Consider the following 21651-nt stretch of genomic DNA (forward strand, 5'->3'; position numbering starts at 1 on the left):
GCGGTTCCCCCCCCGGGGTGCGGGGGGGGGCCCCCGGGGGGGGGGGGGGCGCGGCCGCGGGGGGGGGGGGGGGGCGGGCCGGGGGGGGGGGCCGGGGGGGCCGGGCGCCCCCCCGGGCCCCTCTCTCCTTGCCCGCCGCCGGAAGGGCCCCCGTGACCGACCCGTACACCGCGCCCGGCCTGACCCCCGGTCACCTCGGCGCCCCCGCCGTCGAGCCCGCGGGCGCGCCGCCCGGCCAGCCGTACGGCGTCGAGCCGCCCGACCCGCGGCAGGTCCGCACCGGCGCCGCCTGCTGCCTGAGCGTCGCGGGCCTGCTCGGGGTGGTGGCGACGGTCGCGGTGGCGGCGCTGCTGCTCTGGCCGGAGGGGAAGAAGGCCGCGCCGGACTTCCCCGGCGCCGGCGCCGGGCAGGTCCAGATCTCGGTCGCGCAGGGCGCCAGCATCACCCAGATCGGCAAGGTCCTGACGGCCCGGCACGTCATCGCCTCCACCCAGGCGTTCACCGAGGCCGCCGCCAAGAGCCCGGCCGGCGACCGGATCCAGCCCGGCACGTACACCCTCAGGGAGAAGATGTCGGCGGTCTCGGCGCTCAACCTGCTGCTCGACCCCGCCAACGCCAACGCCCTGACCGTTCCCGAGGGTTGGCGCTCCGGCCAGGTGTACGCCGCGATCGACGCCCGGCTCGGCCTGCCCGCCGGCACCGCGAAGGCCGCCGCCGAGCAGCACACCGCCGAACTCGGCCTGCCCGCCGACGCGGCCGGCCGGCCCGAGGGCTACCTCTACCCCGCGACCTACCCCGTCACCGGCGACTCCACCGCGCTGACCCTGCTCCAGGACATGGTCAAGCAGGCCGGCAGCACCCTGGCCGGCGACGGCCTCGACCGGGCCGCCGCCGCGAACAACCTCTCCCCGTACGGGGTGCTGACCGTCGCCAGCCTCGCCCAGGCCGAGGCCGACAACCCCGAGGACATGGCCAAGGTCGCCCGGGTCGTCTACAACCGGCTCGCCCGGAACATGCCGCTGCAGCTCGACTCCACCATCAACTACGCCCTCGGTCGCTCCACCCTGACCACCACCCAGGACGACACCAGGCTCGACTCGCCGTTCAACACCTACGCCCACCCCGGCCTGCCGCCCACCCCCATCGGCAACCCCGGCCCCGACGCGCTGCGCGCCGCCGTCCACCCCGCCGACGGTGACTGGCTGTACTTCGTCACCGTCGCCCCGGGCGACACCAGGTTCACCGACAGCCCCGAGCAGCACCGCAAGAACGTCGACGAGTTCAACGCCTACCGGGCCCGACACGCCTCCCCGGCGCCCCCGGCCCCCGCCCCCCGCACCGGCCGATGACGGCCGTTGGCTACGCTGCGGTACGGTAGCGTCTCCCACCCCGTGCTGCGCCGGTACGCGGGTTCGACGGACGCCCTGGACGCGGTAAGGGGATCGATGACTGATCAGAGCGGGCACTACGGTGCCCAGGGCGACCAGCCGTGGTACCCGGGAGAGCAGCCCCCGCACGACCAGCAGGCGCAGCAGCAGGGCTACCCCCAGCAGCAGGCCCAGCAGCAGTACCCGCAGGGGTATCCGCAGCAGCAGGGGCAGCAGGGCCAGAGCTTCGGCGGGCAGCAGCAGTTCGTCCAGCCGCAGCAGGCCCAGCAGCAGGGGTACGGCCAGCAGGGCTACCCGCAGCAGCAGGACCGGAGCTTCGGCGGCCAGCAGCAGTTCGCCCAGCCCCAGCCCCAGCAGCAGTACCCGCAGGGGTATCCGCAGCAGCAGGGGCAGCAGGGCCGGAGCTTCGGCGGGCAGCAGCAGTTCGTCCAGCCGCAGCAGGCCCAGCAGCAGGGGTACGGCCAGCAGGGCTACCCGCAGCAGCAGGACCGGAGCTTCGGCGGCCAGCAGCAGTTCGCCCAGCCCCAGCCCCAGCAGCAGGCCCAGCAGCAGCCGGTCCGCCCGCAGCCGGTGCGCCAGCAGCCCCCCGCGCCCCGGCCCGGGCCGGTCGGCGGGCCCGGCCCCGACGGCATCGACTGGGAGGCCGAGGCCGCCGCGCTGGACAACCCGTCCGCCGCACCCCGGGCCGCCGAGCCCGCGGAGCACCTGGACGAGCACCAGGAGTGGGCCGAGGACGACTATCCGGAGCAGGACGACGAGAGCGCCTCCTTCTTCTCCGCCGAGCAGGACAACTCCCGCGAGGCCGAGCGCAAGCGCAAGGAGAAGGGCAAGAAGTCGGGCCGCCGCAACGGCGGCGCCTGCCTGGTGGTCGCCCTGGTGCTGCTCGGCGGCATGGGCGGCGTCGGCTGGTGGGGCTACGGCCTCTACCAGGAGCGCTTCGGCCCGCCGCCGGACTTCAAGGGCGCGGGCGTCGGCTCGGTCAACATCACGATCAAGGACGGCGCCGGCGGCGACGCGATCGGCAAGACCCTGCAGGACGCGGGCGTGGTGAAGAGCGTCAAGGCGTTCAGCCAGGAGTACGAGAAGGACCCCAAGGGGCGCGGCATCCAGCCCGGTGTCTACACCATGAAGCACCAGATGTCCGCCGCCGAGGCGTTCAAGGAGCTGCTGGAGTCCAACGGCGGCAACGCGCTGATCATCCCCGAGGGCCTGCGGGCGTCCGAGATCTACGGCAAGATCGACAGCAAGCTGAAGCTCGCGCCCGGCAGCACCGCCAACGTCGCCAAGAGCCAGACGGCGGCGCTCGGCCTGCCCGCGTACGCCAACAACAACCCCGAGGGCTTCCTCTTCCCGGCCCGGTACTCGATCACCGACGGCATGAAGCCCGAGGACCTGCTGAAGCAGATGGTCGCCAACGCCACCCAGCGCTACAACGACCTCAAGCTCGACGACGCCGCGCAGAAGGTCGGCCTGAAGAACGCCTACGAGGTGATCACCGAGGCGTCGATCCTGCAGGCCGAGGGCAACAACTCGGAGGACTACGGCAAGATGGCCCGCGCCATCTCCAACCGCCTCACCACCAACGCCACCCAGCACAAGCTGGCCCTCGACACCACCCTGCAGTACCAGCTCGGCCGGACCAAGCTGACCTCGCAGGAGATCAACGACGGCTCGCTGAAGTACAACTCGTACATCAACCCGGGCCTGCCGCCGACCCCGATCGGCAACCCCGGCGAGGAGGCCATCAAGGCCGTCCTCAACCCGACGCCCGGCGACTGGGTGTTCTGGCTGGCCGTCTCCGCGCAGGAGACCAAGTTCGCCACCACCGGCGCCGAGCACGCCGAGAACACCAAGAACTGGTGCCTCTCGCGCGGCCTCAAGTTCGACGCCAAGTCCGTCACCTGCAGCTCCTGACGGGCCGGCGGCAGAGCCGCCACCGGGGCCGGAACCCGGCCGTCCGCCAGCCGATACGGCTTTGCGGGACGGCCGGGGGCAGCGGGTAGCGTGATCGGGATGGAGACCACGCAGACCCGCGAACCGCACCTGCTGGAAGCCGCCCACGTCGACGTGGTGCGCGGCGGCCGGTACCTGCTCAAGGACGTGTCGCTGACCGTCCGGGCCGGCGAGCACTGGGCCGTGCTCGGCGCCAACGGCGCGGGCAAGAGCACCCTGCTGTCGCTGCTCGGCGCCGTCGAGCACCCCACCGCCGGCACCGTGCGGGTGCTCGGCCGGCAGCTCGGCCGGGTCGACGTGCGCGAACTGCGGGCCCACCTCGGGCACGTCAACCCGCGGCACCCGCTGCGCTCCCCGCTGACGGTCCGCCAGGTCGTGCTGACCGGCACCACCCAGACCATCGAGCCCGACCTGTGGCACAAGCCCACCGCCGAACAGCTCGACCACGCCGAGGAGCTGATCCGCGCCCTGGGCGTCGCGCACCGCGCCGAGAGCCCCTGGACCACGCTCTCCCAGGGCGAGCGCGGCCGGGTCCTGATCGCCCGCGCGCTGATGCCCGAACCCCGCCTGCTGCTGCTCGACGAACCCGCCACCGGCCTCGACCTGACCGCCCGCGAACAGCTCCTGGAGAGCCTGGACGAGCTGCGCCGCCGCTACCCCGAGGTCGCCTCCGTCCTGGTCACCCACCACCTGGAGGAGCTGCCGGAGACCACCAGCCACGCCCTGCTGCTGCGCGACGGCCTGGTCACCGCGGCCGGCCCCGCCGCCGAGGTGCTCACCACCGACCTGGTCTCCGACTGCTTCCGCCACCCGATCCGGATCGGGTACGGCGAGGGCCGCTGGACCGCCCGCACCCGCCGGGGCGCCGCATGACGGCCGCGGCGGTGTGGACGCTGCGCCCCGCCACCGCCGCCGACCTGGAACCGCTGGTCGAGCTGCGGGCCGCCGTGATGCGCCCCGACCTGGAGCGCCTCGGCCGCTACGACCCGCACCGGGTCCGGCAGCGGATGCGCGACGCGTACGAGCCGGAGCACACCTCGGTGCTGGAGGTGCCCGGGTTCCCGCCCCCGGCGGGCTGCCTGACGGTCCGTCCGGACGACCGGCCCGGCACCCTGCTGCTGGAGCACTTCTACCTCGACCCGGCCCTGCACGGCCGCGGCCTCGGCACCGCCGTGCTGCGCGCCGCCCTGGCCCGCGCCGACGCCGCCGGCCTGGCCGTCCGGCTGAACGTGCTGAGCGGCAGCCCCGCCCGGCGGCTGTACGAGCGGCACGGCTTCGCGTTGACCGCCGAGGACCCGGTCGACGTCTTCCTGCACCGCCCGCCCACCCCCCGAAAGGCCGCGTCGTGACCACCCCGCACCGGGCCGCCGTGCTCGGCTCGCCGATCGCCCACTCGCTCTCCCCGGCCCTGCACAACGCCGGGTACGCCGCGCTCGGCCTCACCGACCGGCGGTACGACCGGTACGAGGTCGACGAGTCGACACTGGCGGCGTTCGTCACCGCGCTCGACCCCGCCGAGTGGTCCGGCCTGTCGCTGACCATGCCGCTGAAGCGGGCGATCCGGCCGCTGCTGGACACCGTCAGCGACACCGCCCGCGCCGTGGACGCCGTCAACACCGTGGTGCTCGACCGCGACGGGCGGCGGCACGGCGACAACACCGACGTCCCCGGCCTGGTCAACGCGCTGCGCGAACGCGGCGTCGGACGGGTGGCGTCCGCCGCCGTGCTCGGGGCCGGGGCGACCGCCTCCTCCGCGCTGGCCGCGCTCGGGCAGCTCTGCGACGGCGAGGTCACCGTGTACGTGCGCAGCGCCGGGCGGGCCGCCGAGATGCGGGCGCTCGGCGAGCGGCTGGGCGTGCCGGTGCGGACCGCCGACTGGGCGGACGGCGCGGCGGCGCTGGCCGGGCCGCTGACCGTCTCCACCACCCCCGTCGGCGCCACCGACGCCTTCGCGGCGGGCCTCACCGGCACGCCCGGCGTGCTGTTCGACGTGCTCTACCACCCGTGGCCGACCGCGCTGGCCGCCGCCTGCCTGGAGCGCGGCGGCACCGTGCTGGGCGGCCTCGACCTGCTGGTGCACCAGGCGGTGCTGCAGTTCGAGCGGTTCACCGGCGTCGAGCACGGCCCGCTGGCCGCGATGCGGGCCGCCGGCGAGGCGGCGCTGGCGGAGTGAGCGGCGGCCGCGGACGCCGGATGTCCGCCACGCGGACCGTGACGTCGGAGGCCCCCGGGACGTGAAAGGATCGGTGCTGCCCCGTCGCGCTCCGCGACCGGGCAGCACGAGACGCCGGACCGGCCGCCGTTCGCGGCCCGGGCCGCTGACGAACGGAGCTTTTCGGTGGGTAGCTTGCGCTGGCTGACGGCGGGGGAGTCGCACGGCCCCGCTCTGGTCGCGACGCTGGAGGGCCTGCCGGCCGGGGTGCCGGTCACCACCGCCATGGTGGCCGACGCGCTGGCCCGCCGGCGGCTCGGTTACGGTCGCGGCGCGCGGATGAAGTTCGAGCAGGACGAGGTGACCTTCCTCGGCGGCGTCCGCCACGGGGAGACCATGGGCTCGCCGGTGGCGATCATGGTCGGCAACACCGAGTGGCCGAAGTGGGAGCAGGTCATGTCGGCCGACCCGGTCGACCCCGAGGTGCTGGCCGGCCTGGCCCGCAACGAGGCGCTGACCCGGCCGCGCCCGGGCCACGCCGACCTGGCGGGCATGCAGAAGTACTCGCTCGACGAGGCCCGCCCGGTCCTGGAGCGCGCCAGCGCCCGGGAGACCGCGGCCCGGGTCGCGCTCGGCGTGGTCGCCCGCTCCTACCTCAAGGAGACCTGCGGCATCGAGATCGTCAGCCACGTCGTCGAGCTGGCCGCCGCCAAGGCCCCGGCCGGGGTGCTGCCGCTGCCCGCCGACGAGGCCCGGCTCGACGAGGACCCGGTGCGCTGCCTGGACGCCGACGCGTCGAAGGCGATGGTCGCCGAGATCGACCAGGCCCACAAGGACGGCGACACCCTCGGCGGCGTCGTCGAGGTGCTGGCGTACGGCGTGCCGGTCGGCCTCGGCTCGCACGTGCACTGGGACCGCCGCCTGGACGCCCGCCTCGCGGCCGCGCTGATGGGCATCCAGGCGATCAAGGGCGTCGAGGTCGGCGACGGCTTCGACCTGGCCCGCGTCCCCGGCTCGCAGGCGCACGACGAGATCGTCCCCACCCCCGAGGGCGTCCGGCGCACCTCCGGCCGCTCCGGCGGCACCGAGGGCGGCCTGTCCACCGGCGAGCTGCTGCGGGTCCGGGCCGCGATGAAGCCGATCGCGACCGTCCCGCGCGCGCTGCGGACCATCGACACCCGCACCGGCGAGGAGGCCAAGGCGCACCACCAGCGCTCCGACGTGTGTGCCGTCCCCGCGGCCGGGATCGTCGCCGAGGCGATGGTCGCGCTGGTGCTGGCGGACGCGGTGGCGGAGAAGTTCGGCGGCGACAACGTCTCCGAGACCCGCCGCAACGTGCAGTCGTACCTCGAGAACCTGATCGTCCGATGACCGCCCCCGTCGTGGTGCTGGTCGGCCCGCCCGGCAGTGGCAAGTCCACCGTCGGGCGGGTCCTCGCCGAGCGCCTCGGGCTGCCGTTCCGCGACACCGACGCCGACATCGAGCAGGTCGCCGGCAAGCCCATCCCGGAGATCTTCATCGACGAGGGCGAACCGCACTTCCGCGCCCTGGAGCGGGAGGCCGTCCGGGCCGCCGTCTCCGGGTACGCGGGCGTGCTGGCGCTCGGCGGCGGCGCCGTGCTGGCCGGGGAGACCCGGGCGCTGCTCGCCCCGCTGCCCGTGGTGTTCCTGGAGGTCGCGCTCGCCGACGCGGTCAAGCGGGTCGGCCTGGACGCGCCCCGCCCGCTGCTCGCGGTCAACCCGCGGGCCCGCTGGCGCGAACTGATGGAGGCCCGCCGCCCGCTGTACCTGGAGGTCGCCACCGCCGTGGTCGACACCGAGGGCCGCACCCCCGAGCAGGTCGCCGACGCCGTACTCGAAGCACTGGAGTTGAAGGACCGTCATGTCTGACCCCATCGTTCGGATCAACGTCGGCGGCAGCGAGGGGCACGAGTCGTACCGCGTGCTGATCGGCCACCAGCTGCTCGGCGAACTCGCCCCGCTGATCGGCCCGCGGGCCAAGCGGGTCGCCGTGATCCACCCGGAGGCGCTGGAGGCCACCGGCGAGGCGATCCGCGAGGACCTCGCCAAGCAGGGCTACGAGGCGATCGCCCTCCAGGTCCCGAACGCCGAGGACGCCAAGAGCGCCGAGGTCGCCGCGTACTGCTGGTCGGTGCTCGGCCAGACCGGCTTCACCCGCAGCGACGTGATCGTCGGCCTCGGCGGCGGCGCCACCACCGACCTGGCGGGCTTCGTCGCCGCGACCTGGCTGCGCGGGGTGCGCTGGATCTCGGTGCCCACCACGCTGCTCGGCATGGTCGACGCCGCGGTCGGCGGCAAGACCGGCATCAACATCGCCGAGGGCAAGAACATGGTCGGCGCGTTCCACCCGCCCGCGGGCGTGCTGGCCGACCTCGGCACCCTGGAGACCCTCGGCAAGCACGACTACGTGTCCGGCCTGGCCGAGGTGATCAAGGCCGGCTTCATCGCCGACCCGGTCATCCTCGACCTGATCGAGCAGGACCCGGAGGCCGCCACTACCCCGGCCGGCCCGCACACCCTCGAACTGATCCGGCGCGCCATCCAGGTCAAGGCCGACGTGGTCTCCGGCGACCTCAAGGAGGCCGGCCGCCGCGAGATCCTCAACTACGGCCACACCCTGGGCCACGCCATCGAGCGCGCCGAGCGCTACAAGTGGCGGCACGGCGCGGCGATCTCCATCGGCATGGTCTTCGCCGCCGAACTCGCCCGCCTGGCGGGCCGGTTGGACGACGCCACGGCGGACCGGCACCGCACCGTGCTGGCCTCCGTCGGCCTGCCGCTGACCTACCGCGCCGACGCCTGGCCGAAGCTGCTGGACGCCATGAAGATCGACAAGAAGTCCCGCGGCGACCTGCTGCGCTTCGTCGTCCTCGACGGCCTGGCCAAGACCTCGATCCTGGAGGGCCCCGACCCGGCCGTCCTGGTCGCCGCCTACGGGGAGGTCTCCGGATGACCGTCCCCGTCCTGGTGCTGAACGGCCCGAACCTGGGCCGGCTCGGCTCCCGCGAGCCCGACGTGTACGGCTCCACCTCGTACGCCGGGCTGGTCGAGCGGTGCACGAAGCTCGGCGCCGAACTCGGCCTCGCCGTGGACGTCCGGGAGACCAACTCCGAGGCGGAGATGGTCGGCTGGCTGCACGAGGCGGCGGACGCCCGGACCCCCGTGGTGATCAACCCCGGCGCGTTCACGCACTACTCGTACGCGATGCGGGACGCCGCCGCGCAGCGCACCGCGCCGCTGATCGAGGTGCACATCTCCAACCCGTACGCGCGGGAGGTGTTCCGGCACACCTCGGTGATCGCCGCGGTCGCCTCCGGCACCGTCGCGGGCTTCGGCCTCGGCTCCTACGAACTGGCGCTGCGCGCGCTCGCGGAGCAGCTCACCGGCCGTTGAGCACCCCCGGGGCCCGGTGGGCGGACTTGTGCCCGCCACCGGGCCCACGTGTACATTCGGCGCAGGGAGGTGACGGTGAGCCAGTACGCGCAGAGCCACCAGCCGGGGGGCCAGGTGCCGCCCCCGCCGGGCGCGTCCCCGTACCCGTCCGGGCCGCGGCCGCCGTACCCCGGCCCGACGCTGCCCGGCAGCACCCAGGCCATCCCGACCCTCGGCCCGCACCCGTCCCGGCCGGACCGGCCGACCGTCCCGCTCAAGGCCGTCCCGCCGGTGCCGCCCGGCGGCACCGGGCACTTCCTGCTGCCCGTCGGCGGCACCGTCCAACTCCCGGCCCCGCCACCGCCGATGCCCGTGCCGCCCGCGCCGACGGCGGTCCCGCCGGCGCCGGTGCCGATCGGTCCGATCGCCGTCCTGCTGATCGGCCCGGCCGGCGGCGGCAAGACCACGGTGGCCCGCTACTGGGCCGAGCGGCGGCCCACCCCGACCGCGCACATCAGCCTCGACGACGTCCGCGAATGGGTCCAGTCCGGCTTCGCGAACCCGCAGTCCGGCTGGAACACCGCCTCCGAGGCCCAGTACCGGCTGGCCCGCCGGACCTGCGGCTTCGCCTGCCGCAACTACCTCGCCAACGGCATCTCCTGCATCATCGACGACGCGGTCTTCCCCGACCGCCCCGCGATCGGCCTCGGCGGCTGGAAGCGCCACATCGGACCCGGCATGATCCCGGTGGTCCTGCTCCCGGGCCTGGACCGCGTCCTGGCCCGCAACGCCGAGCGCTCCGGCAACCGCCGCCTCTCCGACGACGAGGTCGCCCGCATCCACGGCCGGATGGCCGGCTGGCGCACCTCCGGCCTCCCCATCATCGACAACTCCAACCTCACCGTCCCGGAGACCGCCGCCGCCCTCGACCAGGCCGTCCTCAGCCGCCTGCACGCCCGCTGAGACCCGCCGCGCGGGGGCGTCCGGTCCGGTCGCCCGGGGCCCGCCGTGCTTCCGTTCCGCGGGGTGACGGGACGTCAACGCGCCGTGCGGGTGGTCACTCCCCGGTGAAGTAGTGGTCCCGGTCGAGGTCGTCGAGCAGGCCCGGCCGGGTCGGGCGCCAGCCGAGGAGGGCACGGGTGGCCTCGGCGGAGGCGGGCAGGTCGAGGGGGACGATCCGGGCGAGGAAGCCGAAGTGCTCGTCGGCCCGGGCCTCGTCGACGGGGGCGGTGGGGAGGCCGAGGCGGAGACCGATCCGTTCGGCGATCCCGCGGAAGGGCACGCCCTCGTCGCCGACGGCGTGCAGGCGGGTGCCCGCCGGGGCGTGTTCGAGGGCGAGGCGGTAGAGCCGGGCGGCGTCGAGGGTGTGGACGGCGGGCCAGCGGTTGGCGCCGTCACCGAGGTGGCCGGAGAAGCCGGTGGCGCGGGCGGTGCGGATCAGGCGGGGCACGAAGCCGTGCCGGTCGAGCGGACCGTGCACGACCGGGGGGAGGCGGACGACGCTGGCGCGCACGCCGTCGGCGGCGGCGTCGACCAGGACCTGCTCGGCTTCGGTGCGCGGCGCACCGGGCGCGACCCGGCTCTCCAGCGAGATCCGGCCCGGGACGCTGCCGCCGCCCGTCCCGCCGGTGCCGACCAGGGGTTTGCCGGTGCCCGCGAGTGCTTCGGCCAGGGCCCGGACGACCCGGAGGTCGTCGGCGATCGCCCCGGCGTAGTCGCCGCTCAGCATCGCCTCGTGCTTGAAGGCGAGGTGCACGACGCCGTCGGCGCTCGCGGCGGCGGCCCGCAGGGCGTCGAGGTCGTCGAGGTCGCCACGGCGGACGTCGGCGCCGAGGGCGGCGAGCGCGGCGGCGGAGGCGTCGGAGCGGGCGAGGCCGGTGACGCGGTGGCCGGCGGCGAGCAGGTCGGGGACGAGGGCGGAGCCGAGGTGGCCGGTGGCCCCGGTGAGGAAGACGTGCATGGCGGCGGACCTCCAAGTGATGAGACTTTGTCCCATCACCATAGCTCGCCGAACCCAGTGATGCGACCATGTCCTGTCACTGGGCGCACGTAGACTCCGCCCATGGCCAGATGGGACCCGAACGCCCGCGAGCGGCTGGAGCGCGCCGCGCTGGAGCTCTTCGCCCGGCAGGGCTACGACCGCACCACCGTCGCCGAGATCGCCGAGCGCGCGGGCCTGGCCAAGAGCACCTTCTTCCGGCACTTCGCCGACAAGCGCGAGGTGCTCTCCGGCGGGGACGCCCTGGCCCGGCTGCTCACCGACGCGATCGCCGCCGCCCCGCCGGGGGCCGGGCCGCTGCGGGCCGCCGAGGAGGCCCTCGCCGCGGCGGGTGCGCACGCCTTCGTCCCCGAGCGGTACGACACCGTCCGGGACCGCCGGCAGGTGGTGGCGGTCACCCCCGAACTCGCCGAGCGCGAACTCCTCAAGCGCGCGGCCCTGGCCGACGCCCTCGCCGGCGCGCTGCGCGGGCGCGGCGTCCCCGACCCGGCCGCCGAACTGACCGCCGAACTGACCCTGCTCGCCCTGCGCACCGCCCTGGCCTCCTGGGTCGCCCGTCCCGGCCAGGACTTCACCGCCCTCGCCCACCGCGGACTCGCCGCCCTGCGGGCCGCCGCCGCCGAGCTCTGAACGGCCCGGGAGGCCCGCCCGGACTGTCCGTCCGGCCTGGGAGGATGGACTCCTCGCGACCACCACGACCGAGGAGTTGACGCCGGTGCCCGAGGGGCATGTGATCCACCGCCTGGCCAGGCTGAACCACGAACTGTTCGGGGGCGGCCCGGTCCGGGTGTCGAGCCCGCAGGGGCGCTTCGCGGACGGCGCCGCCCTGATCGACGGGAAGGCGCTGGACGAGGCCGAGGCGCACGGCAAGCACCTGTTCCTCGGCTTCGGGGAGCAGTGGCTGCACATCCACCTGGGCCTCTACGGCAGGTACGACTTCGGCACCGGCGAGGCCCCGGAACCGGTCGGCCAGGTCCGGCTGCGGATGGCCAACGGCAGCGGCTACGCCGACCTGCGCGGCCCGACGGCCTGCGAACTGCTCACCCCGGCCGAGAAGGCCGCCGTCCACCGCCGCCTCGGGCCGGACCCGCTGCGCCCCGGCGAGGCGGGCGACCCGGCCTGGCAGCGGATCTCCCGCAGCGGCAGCACGGTGGCCGCGCTGCTGATGGACCAGAAGGTGCTGGCGGGCGTCGGCAACGTCTACCGCGCCGAGGTGCTGTTCCGGCTCGGCATCGATCCGCACCGCGCGGGCCGCGACCTCACCCGCGCCGAGTGGGACGCGATCTGGGCCGACCTGGTCGCCCTGATGCGCGAGGGCGTCGAGGCCGGCCGGATCGACACCGTCCGGCCCGAGCACACCCCGGAGGCGATGGGCCGCCCGCCCCGGGTGGACGACCACGGCGGCGAGGTCTACGTCTACCGCCGCCAGGACCAGCCCTGCCTGGTCTGCGGCACCCCGGTCCGGACGGAGGAGCTGGCCGCCCGCAACCTGTTCTGGTGCCCCCGCTGCCAGCGGACCTGACGCTCCGTCACGCCGCCAAGCCTTGACGCAAGGTTGACCAGGCCATGGGCGAGGGCCCGGAACGGCGCTCCTATTGTCGGGGCCATGTCCGTTCCTCCGTTCCGCGGCTCCCGCCCCGCCCCGGCGCTGCCCGTCCTGCCGTACCGCAAGCCGACCAGGGGGCGCGACTACTGGGTGCTGGACGACGTCCTGCCCGACCCGGACGCGGTCCGCGCCCGGCACCTGGCCCGCACCGACTGGGACGAGGGCTACCCGCACAAGCCGGAGTCCTGGCCCGGCCTGCGCGCGATGCCCGGCCTGGAGCCGGACGAGCTGGCGCACGTCGAGAAGCTGGTCCGGGACACCGTCGGCGCCGAGCGGATCTGGGCGCTGGACGAGGCCGAGGGCGGCACCTTCAACCACAACTGCGTGCAGGTGGTGGGCGCGGGGGAGAGCGAGCCGCGCCCGCACACCGACTCGCGCTCGCTCTGCCGCTACGCCGCCGTGCTGTACCTCAACCCGGGCGTGCCCAAGCGCTGCGGCACCAGCTTCTACCGGCAGAGCTTCCCCGGCGGCCGGCTCGGCGGCAACAGCGTGGTCGCCCCGCACAACAACCTGGTCGACGCCCTGGGCACCCGCTTCGTGCCGCCGGACTCCTTCACCGAGGACCTGGCCGTCCCGCACCGCTACAACCGGCTGCTGCTCTACACCGCCAACCTGATCCACACCGCGACCGAGTACCACGGCGCGACGCTGGCGGAGAAGCGGATGACCGCGGTCTTCTTCTGGATGGCCTGAACCGCCCCTGACGGCGGGTCAGTCCCGCTCGCCGAGCACCCCGTGCGCCAGCACCTCCGCCACCGCCGGGTCGACCAGCCGGTAGCGCACCACCCGCCCGTCCCGCTCCCCGGCGACCAGTCCGGCGGCCCGCAGCAGGCGCAGCGCCTGCGAGACCGCCGGGTCGCGCATGCCGGTGGCGACCGCGAGGTCGGTGACGGCCAGCGGCCCGGTGCGGTGCAGCGCGAGCAGCAGGGCCAGCCGCCCGGGGTCGGCGAGCAGCGCGAAGCGCTCGGCCCAGGCCCGGACGTGCTCGGCGTCGCCGATCGCGGCGATCGCCTCGCAGACCCGGTGCCCGTCGATGGTGCGCTGTCCGGCGCGGTCCGCGGGTACGAGGTGCATGGCGGTCATTCTGGCACCGCCCGGGAGTGATCTTGGACACCGCGGACACCTGCACGCCTGTGCAGCCTTGCAGCTGTGGGGCCACCGGCCCTACCGTGGGCGGGCCGTGGTGTTCGGGAAGACCGGTGCACTGTGCTCGACGCGGGAGCGTCGTCGCAGGAGTCCGGAGCGGCCCTCGCCACTGTGATCGGGGAGTCGTCGGCCCCCACCTCGCGCCACTGGCCGTTCGCGGCCGGGAAGGCCGGGAGCCGGCGCGCAACACCCCGTCAGCCAGGAGACCGGCCACGGCATCTCACGAAGTGATCCACGAGGTGCTGGAGCGTGATCCGCGGATGACCGCGTCCGAATCGACCCTGCCCGCAGCCGCTGCGGGCTCCCCCCTGCCGTCGTTCCGCTGGCGGCGCGAGGACACCCTGCGCACGGCCGGCCTGATGCTGGTGATCCTGGCCCTGCACGTGGTGGCGTTCGGGACGCTGCTGTTCCTGGTGGCGCCGCACAAGTACCAGGTCGGCACCCAGGTGTTCGGCGTCGGCCTGGGCGTCACCGCGTACACGCTGGGCATGCGGCACGCCTTCGACGCCGACCACATCGCGGTGATCGACAACACCACCCGCAAGCTGATGGCGGACGGCCGCCGCCCGGTCTCGGTGGGCTTCTGGTTCGCCCTCGGGCACTCCTCGATGGTGGTGCTGATGGCCGCGCTGGTGGCCGGCGGCGCGGCGCTCGCGGGCACCCTGATGGACGACGACTCGACCACCCACCAGGTGCTCGGCACCATCGGCACCACCGCCTCCGGGGCCTTCCTGTACCTGATCGCGGCGCTCAACCTGGTGGCGCTGCTGGGCATCTGGCGGGTCTTCCGGGCGATGCGGGCCGGGCAGTACGACGAGGCCGAGCTGGAGAAGCACCTGGCCGCCCGGGGCTTCCTGGCCCGGGTGCTGAACCGGGCCACCCGCTCGATCACCCGGCCCGGCCAGATGTTCCCGGTCGGCATGGTGCTGGGCCTGGGCTTCGACACCGCGACCGAGGTGACCCTGATGGTGATGGCGGGCTCCGGCGCGGCCTCCGGCCTGCCCTGGTACGCGATCGTCTGCCTGCCGCTGCTGTTCGCCGCCGGGATGAGCCTGTTCGACACCCTGGACGGCACGTTCATGAACTTCGCCTACCAGTGGGCGTTCGCCAACCCGGTCCGCAAGGTGTACTACAACCTGACCATCACCGGCCTGTCGATCGCGGTGGCGTTCGTGATCGGCACCATCGAGCTGATCACGGTGCTGCACGACAAGTTCGACCTGGACGACCCCGTCACCGGCTGGATCGCCGGCCTCAGCCTGGACAACGTCGGCTTCGTGATCGTCGGCCTGTTCGTCGTGGTCTGGGCCGCCGCGATCGGCTACTGGCGGATCGCCCGGCGCTCCCGGGCCTTCGCGCAGCTCTCCTGACGCCCCGTCGGCCCGGCCCGCAGTACAGTCGGTGGACCCTTCGACGCCGGCGCGGCCCCGCCCCGGGCACCGCGCCGGCCCGAGCAGAACAGTGGACCCGCCCGTGCCGGACGCCGACCTCGTCACCCAGGCCCTCGCCCGCAACCTCAAGCGCCTGCGCACCGAGCGCGGCCACACCCTGGACGCCCTCGCCGCCCGCTCCGGCGTCAGCCGCGGCATGGTGGTGCAGATCGAACAGGCCCGCACCAACCCCAGCGTCGGCACCGTGGTCCGGCTCGCCGACGCCCTCGGCGTCTCGATCGCCCGGCTGCTCGACTACGACGCCTCCTCCGCCGTCCGGATCGTCCCCGCCGAGGAGGCCGTCCGGCTGTGGACCGGCCCCGCGGGCGGCAGCGGCACCCTGCTGAACGGCGCCGAGGCGCCCGGCCCGCTGGAGCTGTGGTCCTGGCGGCTGGAGCCCGGCGAGGCGCATACCTCCGACCCGCACCCGCCCGGCACCGTCGAGATCGCCCGGGTCGACGAGGGCGTCCTCACCCTCCTCCTGGACGGCCGCGAGCACCGCGTCCCGGCCGGCTCCACCGCCTCCTACGAGGCCGGTGCCGCCCACGGCTACCGCAACGACGGCGCCGCCCCGTGCCTGGTCACCATGGTGGTCTCGGTCCCCCCGCCCGGCGCGTGACGGACCGCGGAGGGGCCCCGGGCACACCGCCCGGGGCCCCTCCGCGGTCCGTCACGTCGTCAGCGGGCCTCGCGGAACTCCACGTGCCGCCCCGCCACCGGGTCGAACTTGCGCAGCACGATCCGGTCCGGGTCGTTGCGGCGGTTCTTCCGCGTCGCGTACGCGAACCCCGTGCCCGCCGTCGACCGGAGCGTGATCACCGGTCGCAGTTCGCTGCGTGCCATCTCGGCCTCCCTCTCCCGGCAACGATTGCCGTTTTCACCAGGCCACAACACGGCCGCCCCGCCGGGCATTCCCCACCCGTCGGCCGGTCCCGACGGGCGCCCCCGGGCCCCCGTTCGTACGCTCGGGACATGTCCGACGCGCACTCCGCCCGACGCGAACGCCTCCGTGAGCACTGCAGCGCCTCCGGGGCCGACGCGGCGCTGATCACGCGCGCCGCCAACGTCCGCTACCTGACCGGCGGCGCGCCCCGCGGTGCCGCGCTGCTGCTCACCCGCGAGCGCGCGCTGCTGGCCCGCCCCGAGCAGCCCGAGCCCGCCGAGCCGGGGGAGTCCCGGCCCGACCCGGAGCTGGCCGCGCTCCCGGTGCCCGCCGAGGCGGACGCCGCGCTCGCCGCCGCCGAGGCCGCCGCCCGGCTGGGGGTGCGCGACCTGGCCGTCGAGGAGCACGACCTGACCGTCGCCCGGTACCGCGAGGCGGCCCGGCTGGCCGACCCGGCCCGGCTGCGCGACCTGGGCCGGGCGGTCGAGCGGCTGCGGGTGGTCAAGGACGAGCACGAGATCGCCGACCTGCGGACCGCCGCCGAGATCGCCGACCAGGCGCTCGGCGAACTGCTCGAATCGATCCTGGTCGGCCGCACCGAGCGGCACCTGGCGATGGAGCTGGAGCGCCGGATGGTCGACCACGGCGCCGACCGGGCCGCCTTCCCGGTCTCGGTCGGCACCGGCAGCCACTCCGGCCTGGAGTGCCACCGGCCCACCGACCGGCGGGTCGAGGAGGGCGACTTCCTCACCGTGGTGCTCGGCGCCCGCTACCGCGGCTACGGCGTCTCCACCGCCCGTACCTTCGTCATCGGCGCCGCCCCCGCCCCCTGGCAGGTCGAGCTGCACCGCCTGGTCTTCCACGCCCAGCGGGCCGCCCGGGAGGCCCTCGGGCCCGGCGTCGAGCAGCACGTCCCGGACGACGCGGCCCGTTCGATCCTCCAGGCCGGGGGCCATGACGGACCGTCCGTCCACGCCCTGGGACACGGCATCGGCCTGGAGATCCGGGAGGCTCCGCGCCTCGGGCCCGCCGACATGGGTAAACTGGACAATCGCGTGCCGGTCACCGTCGGCCCGGGGGTGCACATCCCGGGGCGGGGCGGGGTCCGGATCGAGGACACGCTCGTGGTGCGGCCTCCCGAGGAGGGCGGGCCCGAGCTGCTCACCATCACCACCAAGGAGCTCCTCGCGCTGTGACCGTGGCGGTCCCGGCGGCGCGCCTGCTTGGTGCTCTTTGACAGCGGACATATCAGGAGTTAGTGCGCCCGTGGCTACCACGAACGATCTCAAGAACGGCATGGTCCTCAAGCTGGACGGCGGCAAGCTCTGGACCGTCGTCGAGTTCCAGCACGTCAAGCCCGGCAAGGGCCCGGCCTTCGTGCGCACCAAGCTGAAGGAGGTCCTCTCCGGCAAGGTCGTCGAGAAGACCTTCAACGCGGGCATCAAGGTCGAGACCGCCAACGTCGACAAGCGGACCATGCAGTACTCGTACCGCGACGGCGACGCGTTCATCTTCATGGACATGGACACCTACGACCAGGTCCCGGTCGACTCCAAGACCGTCGGCGACGCCGCCAACTACCTGCTGGAGGGCTTCGAGGCCCTGGTCGCGCAGAACGAGGGCGTCCCGCTGTACGTCGAGCTCCCCGCCGCGGTCGAGCTGGTCATCGCCGAGACCGAGCCGGGCGTCCAGGGCGACCGCTCCACCGGTGGCACCAAGCCCGCCACCCTGGAGACCGGTGCCGAGATCCAGGTGCCGCTGTTCGTCACCACCGGCGAGAAGGTCAAGGTCGACACCCGCGACGGCAGCTACCTCGGCCGGGTCAAGTAACCGTGGCCGCTGCTCGTAGCAAGGCCCGCACCCGGGCCTTCCAGATCCTGTTCGAGGCGGACCACCGCGGTGTGTCCCCCGAGCGGGTGCTCGCCGACTGGATCGCGCGGGCGCGCGACCCCCGGCCGGACGAGGGCATTCCGCAGGTCGCGGAGTACACGATGCAGCTGGTGGAGGGCTACAGCCAGCACGCGCGCACCATCGACGACCTGATCGCCACCTACGCGGTGGGCTGGACGATCGACCGGATGCCGATCGCGGACCGCAACGTGCTCCGGCTCGGCGCGTACGAGCTGATCTGGGAGGACGGCACGCCCGACGCGGTGGTCCTGGACGAGGCGGTGGAGATCGCCAAGGAGTTCTCCACCGACGAGTCGCCGGCCTTCGTCAACGGCCTGCTCGCCCGCTTCATGGAGCTCAAGCCGAGCATTCGGCGCTGAGCCCCGCCCGCACCGCCCCGAAGGCCGCCGGACCTGTTGGTCCGGCGGCCTTCGCGCGTAAGCTACCAGCAAGTAATGTCTGTTCGTGCCTGCTGCGCAGAAGGGCGGCCACGCCATGCCGGAGACCACCAGCGAGTTCGACCGGGGCATCGCCCTGACCCCGCACCCCGAGGAGCCCGGCCGCTACGACGGCGAACTCGGCGCGGGCTGGCAGATCGGCGGCGGCGTCAACGGCGGCCTGCTGCTCGCCTTCGCCGCGCACGCCCTCGCCCGGGAGGCCGGGCCCGGCCACCCGCACCCGCTGACCGTCGGCGGCACCTTCGTCTCCGCCTCCCGGCCCGGGCCCGCCACCGTCCGCACCGAGATCGCCCGGCGCGGCCGCACCCTGGCCACCGGCAGCGCGGTGCTCTCCCAGGGCGGCGAGGAGCGGCTCCGGATCACCGCCTCCTTCACCGACCTGGCCGCCCTCGACGGCGAGGTCGCCACCACCGCGCTGCCGCCCGCGCTGCCCGCGCCCGAGCAGTGCGTCGGCGTCGAGCACGCGCCGAAGGAATTCATCGAACAGGCCGCCCTGCTCCGGCGGTTGGACCTCCGGCTGGACCCGGCCACGGTCGGCTGGGCGCTCGGGCAGCCCTCCAAGGAGGGCCGCATCCAGGGCTGGTTCCGGCTCGCCGACGGCCGCCCCGCCGACCCGCTCTCCCTGCTGCTGGCCGCCGACGCCCTGCCCCCCGTCACCTTCGACCTCGGCCGCCCCGGCTGGGCCCCGACCATCGACCTCACCGTCCACCTCCGCGCCCTCCCCGCCGACGGCTGGCTCCGGCTCTCGCACGCCACCCGCAACCTGGCCGGCGGCTACTTCGAGGAGGACTGCGAGATCTGGGACGCCGACGGCCGCCTGGTCGCCCAGTCCCGCCAACTGGCCAAGACCCCGCGCTGATCCGGCGCGCCCGGATCACGGTCGGTTGCAGAGTTGTGACAGACCGTGCGTGTGGGGCCGGTGTGGGCGGGGAGGAGTGGGGCAGCACTCGCAGGACCGAGAGACCCCCGGGGAGCCACCGATGTCCAGGAACAGCCGCCGGCCGCGCCGTTGCCGCACCGAGATCCCGTACCGCGGCGAGGAGGCGTTCGTGACGGGCATCCTGACCAGCGAGGCGGACTTCGAGTGGGCGCGGGAGTGGCGGGTCTCCGACGCGCCGGACTACGCCACCTACCTGCGGGAGGCGGGCGAGCTGCTGGCGGAGGCCGTCGAGGGGTACGGGGCGGTCCGGGCCCGGCGGTTCCACCCGGAGGACTTCGCCGACCACTGCCTGCTGCACGGCCTCGACCCGCGCGAGCCGGCGGCCCGGGACGGCTACCTGGTCAACCCGCCGCTGCGCACCCAGCTGGTGACGTACCGGGGCGAGGACCTGGCGGACTTCCTGCCGCGGCTGGACCGGGCCCGCGAGGGCGGCCTCGCGCTGCGCTACGCCGACCTGCTGATGGACGGCGCGCTGTGCGGCGCGGCCGGCCCGCGGGACGCGGACCGGGCCGCCGACCCGCGGGTGCGCTGGACGTACCAGCAGGCGTCGGAGGTGTTCCGGCGGGTGCTGGTGGGCGCGGGCTGCGGCGCGTACGAGTTCCGGATCGCGGTGGACGCGCCGGGCGGCCCGCTGGAGGCGCAGGCCCGGGTGCTGCACTGGGAGGACGGCGCGGTGCGCATCCACGACGAGGACCTGGACCTGGTGACCGCGGTGCTCTGCGCGGGCCTGTACTGCGAACTGCCGGGCGCCGCCGTGCTGCACGGCACCCAGGGCTCGGGCGCGCTGTGCGGCGAGTACCGGCAGGTGGCCTGGGCCTGGCGCAGCACGGGGTACGACTGGACGCCGGCCGCGCTGGCGGTGGACGGGGTGGCCGCCCGCCCGGGCTTCAGCCTGGGCACCGTGGTCTGAGCGCGGTCCGGACGCGACGGCGGGGCGGGCCGCCGGAAACCCGGTGGCCCGCCCCGCCGTGACGTTTCTTCAGTCGGGGGTCAGCCCGCGTCCTCCTCGCGGACGGCGCGGCGCGCGTCCGGGTTCAGCACGCCCCAGCTGATCAGCTGCTCGGTGAGGATCGAGGGGGACTGGTCGTAGATCACGGCCAGGGTGCGCAGGTCGTCCTGGCGGATCGAGAGCACCTTGCCGTTGTAGTCGCCGCGCTGCGACTGGATGGTCGCGGCGTAGCGCTGCAGCGGGCCGGCCTTCTCGGACGGGACCTGGGTCAGGCGCTCCAGGTCCAGCACCAGGCGCGGCGGGGGCTCGGCGGCGCCGCCCGGGGTGCCGCCGGGCAGCAGCTCCTGCACCGGGACGCCGTAGAACTCGGCCAGCTCGGCGAGGCGCTGCACCGTCACCGCGCGGTCGCCGCGCTCGTAGGAGCCGACCACGACGGCCTTCCAGCGACCCTGGGACTTCTCCTCGACGCCGTGCAGGGAGAGACCCTGCTGAGTGCGGATCGCCCGGAGCTTGGCCCCGAGCTGCTTCGCGTAGTCGCTGGACATGGATCTCCCCGGACGAGATTGCTTCGCGTGCGCTGGAATGGGAGTGACGCAAGGGCCCTTGTGAAGCACCTTCGTAACTCACTGTGAGGTTACGTAGAGTGAGGTCGGCGCGTCAAGCCGAATGGGGCACTCGTGCGAACGGGCTGCGGCCGGGTGGCGACGGGGCGGCGACCGGGCCACGACCAGGGGGGATCGGCGCGCTGCTACCATGGGCGAGGCTCCGGCTGCGGCCGGACGCCTTTCCCGACATCCTTTAAGACCCGTCCCGTGAGGCGGGGAAGGAGGTCCGCTTCGGCATGACCACACCCAGTTCTGCTCCGCGCGCCCCGCACCAGGTGCTGGACGCCACCGACGTCGCCCGGGTCGTCACCCGGATCGCCCACGAGATCGTGGAACGCGCCAGGGGCGCGGAGGACGTCGTCCTGCTCGGCATCCACACCCGCGGCGTGCACCTCGCCCGGCGGCTGCGGGCCAAGCTCGAACAGATCACCGGCCGGGAGATCCCGTTCGGGACGCTGGACATCACCATGTACCGGGACGACCTGCGGCTGAAGCCCGCCCGGGCCCTGGAGCACACCGAGATCCCCGCCGAGGGCATCGACGGCCGGCTGGTGATCCTGGTCGACGACGTGCTGTTCTCCGGCCGCACCATCCGGGCCGCGCTCGACGCGCTGAGCGACATCGGCCGCCCGCGCGCCGTGCAGCTCGCCGTGATGGTCGACCGCGGGCACCGCGAACTCCCGATCCGCGCCGACTACGTGGGCAAGAACCTGCCCACCTCGCTGCGCGAGGCCGTGCAGGTCCAGCTCTCCGAGACCGACGGCCGGGACGCCGTCCTGCTCGGCGACCGCGACTACGCCGCCCGCTCCTCCCAGGCGCTCGCCGCCGACGCCGACCCCCAGCTCCCGGAGTAAACCCGC

General features: G+C 74.6%; 25 protein-coding genes and 1 riboswitch. Of the genes, 21 read left to right on the plus strand and 4 right to left on the minus strand.

All coding sequences use genetic code 11. From position 1 onward, the window contains the following. Nucleotides 1–152 precede the first annotated feature (152 nt). The 10 genes from mltG (ACIQBJ_RS33530) (at nucleotide 153) to ACIQBJ_RS33575 (ending at nucleotide 9848) form a co-directional block, all read left to right on the plus strand. Complete coding sequence (mltG, locus tag ACIQBJ_RS33530; protein ID WP_400718347.1) at nucleotides 153–1349, plus strand: endolytic transglycosylase MltG; 1197 nt, start codon at nucleotides 153–155, stop codon at nucleotides 1347–1349. A 96-nt stretch (nucleotides 1350–1445) separates the two neighbouring features. Then, entirely contained in the window at nucleotides 1446–3302 is a 1857-nt protein-coding gene (gene mltG, locus ACIQBJ_RS33535; RefSeq protein WP_400718350.1) for an endolytic transglycosylase MltG, read from the plus strand. Nucleotides 3303–3401: 99 nt separating this feature from the next. Further along, nucleotides 3402–4214 carry an ABC transporter ATP-binding protein gene (locus ACIQBJ_RS33540; protein WP_400718352.1) on the plus strand — a complete coding sequence of 271 codons (813 nt, stop codon included), beginning with the start codon at nucleotides 3402–3404 and terminating at the stop codon, nucleotides 4212–4214. Next, a complete protein-coding gene (locus tag ACIQBJ_RS33545; protein WP_400718355.1) occupies nucleotides 4211–4690 on the plus strand; it encodes a GNAT family N-acetyltransferase in 480 nt (159 codons plus the stop codon). Before ACIQBJ_RS33540 ends, ACIQBJ_RS33545 begins: the two co-directional genes overlap by 4 nt. Continuing rightward, complete coding sequence (locus tag ACIQBJ_RS33550; RefSeq protein ID WP_400718358.1) at nucleotides 4687–5514, plus strand: shikimate dehydrogenase; 828 nt, start codon at nucleotides 4687–4689, stop codon at nucleotides 5512–5514. The genes ACIQBJ_RS33545 and ACIQBJ_RS33550 overlap by 4 nt, the downstream gene beginning before the upstream one ends. A gap of 165 nt (nucleotides 5515–5679) precedes the next feature. Continuing rightward, on the plus strand, nucleotides 5680–6864 hold the full coding sequence (gene aroC, locus ACIQBJ_RS33555) for a chorismate synthase (RefSeq protein WP_400718361.1): 1185 nt from the start codon (nucleotides 5680–5682) through the stop codon (nucleotides 6862–6864). Then, nucleotides 6861–7382, plus strand: coding sequence for a shikimate kinase (locus ACIQBJ_RS33560; protein WP_400718364.1), 522 nt, complete (start codon nucleotides 6861–6863; stop codon nucleotides 7380–7382). Before aroC ends, ACIQBJ_RS33560 begins: the two co-directional genes overlap by 4 nt. Continuing rightward, complete coding sequence (aroB, locus tag ACIQBJ_RS33565; protein ID WP_400718366.1) at nucleotides 7375–8466, plus strand: 3-dehydroquinate synthase; 1092 nt, start codon at nucleotides 7375–7377, stop codon at nucleotides 8464–8466. The genes ACIQBJ_RS33560 and aroB overlap by 8 nt, the downstream gene beginning before the upstream one ends. Next, nucleotides 8463–8906, plus strand: a complete 444-nt coding sequence (gene aroQ / locus ACIQBJ_RS33570; protein ID WP_400718368.1) for a type II 3-dehydroquinate dehydratase — start codon at nucleotides 8463–8465, stop codon at nucleotides 8904–8906. Before aroB ends, aroQ begins: the two co-directional genes overlap by 4 nt. Before the next feature lie 75 nt (nucleotides 8907–8981). Then, nucleotides 8982–9848 (plus strand): AAA family ATPase, encoded by an 867-nt coding sequence (locus tag ACIQBJ_RS33575; protein WP_400718370.1) that lies wholly within the window; start codon nucleotides 8982–8984, stop codon nucleotides 9846–9848. Nucleotides 9849–9942: 94 nt separating this feature from the next. Here ACIQBJ_RS33575 and ACIQBJ_RS33580 read toward each other — a convergent pair whose 3' ends face one another. After that, on the minus strand, nucleotides 9943–10845 hold the full coding sequence (locus ACIQBJ_RS33580) for an NAD-dependent epimerase/dehydratase family protein (RefSeq protein ID WP_400718372.1): 903 nt from the start codon (nucleotides 10843–10845) through the stop codon (nucleotides 9943–9945). A gap of 102 nt (nucleotides 10846–10947) precedes the next feature. Here ACIQBJ_RS33580 and ACIQBJ_RS33585 point away from each other — a divergent pair, with 102 nt between their 5' ends. The 3 genes from ACIQBJ_RS33585 (at nucleotide 10948) to ACIQBJ_RS33595 (ending at nucleotide 13183) form a co-directional block, all read left to right on the plus strand. Next, complete coding sequence (locus ACIQBJ_RS33585; protein WP_400718374.1) at nucleotides 10948–11514, plus strand: helix-turn-helix domain-containing protein; 567 nt, start codon at nucleotides 10948–10950, stop codon at nucleotides 11512–11514. 85 nt (nucleotides 11515–11599) lie between these two features. Then, nucleotides 11600–12406, plus strand: coding sequence for an Fpg/Nei family DNA glycosylase (locus ACIQBJ_RS33590; RefSeq protein ID WP_400718376.1), 807 nt, complete (start codon nucleotides 11600–11602; stop codon nucleotides 12404–12406). 84 nt (nucleotides 12407–12490) lie between these two features. Further along, entirely contained in the window at nucleotides 12491–13183 is a 693-nt protein-coding gene (locus ACIQBJ_RS33595) for a DUF6445 family protein (RefSeq protein WP_400718378.1), read from the plus strand. A gap of 18 nt (nucleotides 13184–13201) precedes the next feature. On the opposite strand, the gene ACIQBJ_RS33600 is transcribed toward ACIQBJ_RS33595, so the two are convergent. Next, nucleotides 13202–13564, minus strand: a complete 363-nt coding sequence (locus ACIQBJ_RS33600; RefSeq protein WP_400718380.1) for an ArsR/SmtB family transcription factor — start codon at nucleotides 13562–13564, stop codon at nucleotides 13202–13204. Between the two features lie 90 nt (nucleotides 13565–13654). After that, nucleotides 13655–13866: riboswitch (cobalamin riboswitch) on the plus strand. Nucleotides 13867–13896: 30 nt separating this feature from the next. On the opposite strand from ACIQBJ_RS33600, the gene ACIQBJ_RS33605 reads away from it, so the two are divergent. Both ACIQBJ_RS33605 and ACIQBJ_RS33610 read left to right on the plus strand, forming a co-directional pair. After that, on the plus strand, nucleotides 13897–15006 hold the full coding sequence (locus tag ACIQBJ_RS33605) for a HoxN/HupN/NixA family nickel/cobalt transporter (RefSeq protein WP_400718382.1): 1110 nt from the start codon (nucleotides 13897–13899) through the stop codon (nucleotides 15004–15006). 103 nt (nucleotides 15007–15109) lie between these two features. Beyond that, nucleotides 15110–15685, plus strand: a complete 576-nt coding sequence (locus ACIQBJ_RS33610) for an XRE family transcriptional regulator (protein ID WP_400718385.1) — start codon at nucleotides 15110–15112, stop codon at nucleotides 15683–15685. A gap of 59 nt (nucleotides 15686–15744) precedes the next feature. Here the strand turns inward: ACIQBJ_RS33610 and rpmG are convergent, their stop codons facing one another. Next, nucleotides 15745–15909, minus strand: a complete 165-nt coding sequence (gene rpmG / locus ACIQBJ_RS33615; protein ID WP_400718387.1) for a 50S ribosomal protein L33 — start codon at nucleotides 15907–15909, stop codon at nucleotides 15745–15747. A gap of 129 nt (nucleotides 15910–16038) precedes the next feature. Between rpmG and ACIQBJ_RS33620 the strand changes: the two genes are divergently transcribed. From ACIQBJ_RS33620 to ACIQBJ_RS33640, 5 genes are all read left to right on the plus strand, one after another. Then, nucleotides 16039–17145 (plus strand): M24 family metallopeptidase, encoded by a 1107-nt coding sequence (locus ACIQBJ_RS33620; RefSeq protein ID WP_400718389.1) that lies wholly within the window; start codon nucleotides 16039–16041, stop codon nucleotides 17143–17145. A gap of 70 nt (nucleotides 17146–17215) precedes the next feature. Next, on the plus strand, nucleotides 17216–17779 hold the full coding sequence (efp, locus tag ACIQBJ_RS33625) for an elongation factor P (RefSeq protein ID WP_400718391.1): 564 nt from the start codon (nucleotides 17216–17218) through the stop codon (nucleotides 17777–17779). Between the two features lie 2 nt (nucleotides 17780–17781). Then, nucleotides 17782–18219 carry a transcription antitermination factor NusB gene (nusB, locus tag ACIQBJ_RS33630; protein ID WP_400718393.1) on the plus strand — a complete coding sequence of 146 codons (438 nt, stop codon included), beginning with the start codon at nucleotides 17782–17784 and terminating at the stop codon, nucleotides 18217–18219. 115 nt (nucleotides 18220–18334) lie between these two features. Continuing rightward, complete coding sequence (locus ACIQBJ_RS33635) at nucleotides 18335–19156, plus strand: thioesterase family protein (RefSeq protein ID WP_400718540.1); 822 nt, start codon at nucleotides 18335–18337, stop codon at nucleotides 19154–19156. Nucleotides 19157–19277: 121 nt separating this feature from the next. Next, the gene (locus ACIQBJ_RS33640) at nucleotides 19278–20147 is read left to right on the plus strand and encodes a hypothetical protein (RefSeq protein WP_400718396.1); all 870 of its coding nucleotides are present in this window, start codon (nucleotides 19278–19280) and stop codon (nucleotides 20145–20147) included. Nucleotides 20148–20227: 80 nt separating this feature from the next. Here the strand turns inward: ACIQBJ_RS33640 and ACIQBJ_RS33645 are convergent, their stop codons facing one another. After that, nucleotides 20228–20731, minus strand: a complete 504-nt coding sequence (locus ACIQBJ_RS33645; protein ID WP_014134541.1) for a transcriptional regulator — start codon at nucleotides 20729–20731, stop codon at nucleotides 20228–20230. Between the two features lie 296 nt (nucleotides 20732–21027). Here ACIQBJ_RS33645 and pyrR point away from each other — a divergent pair, with 296 nt between their 5' ends. Further along, on the plus strand, nucleotides 21028–21645 hold the full coding sequence (gene pyrR / locus ACIQBJ_RS33650; protein WP_400718399.1) for a bifunctional pyr operon transcriptional regulator/uracil phosphoribosyltransferase PyrR: 618 nt from the start codon (nucleotides 21028–21030) through the stop codon (nucleotides 21643–21645). The last annotated feature ends 6 nt before the right edge of the window (nucleotides 21646–21651 follow it).

Origin of the sequence: Kitasatospora sp. NPDC088391 (assembly GCF_044753345.1) — a bacterium.
GTDB lineage: Bacteria > Actinomycetota > Actinomycetes > Streptomycetales > Streptomycetaceae > Kitasatospora.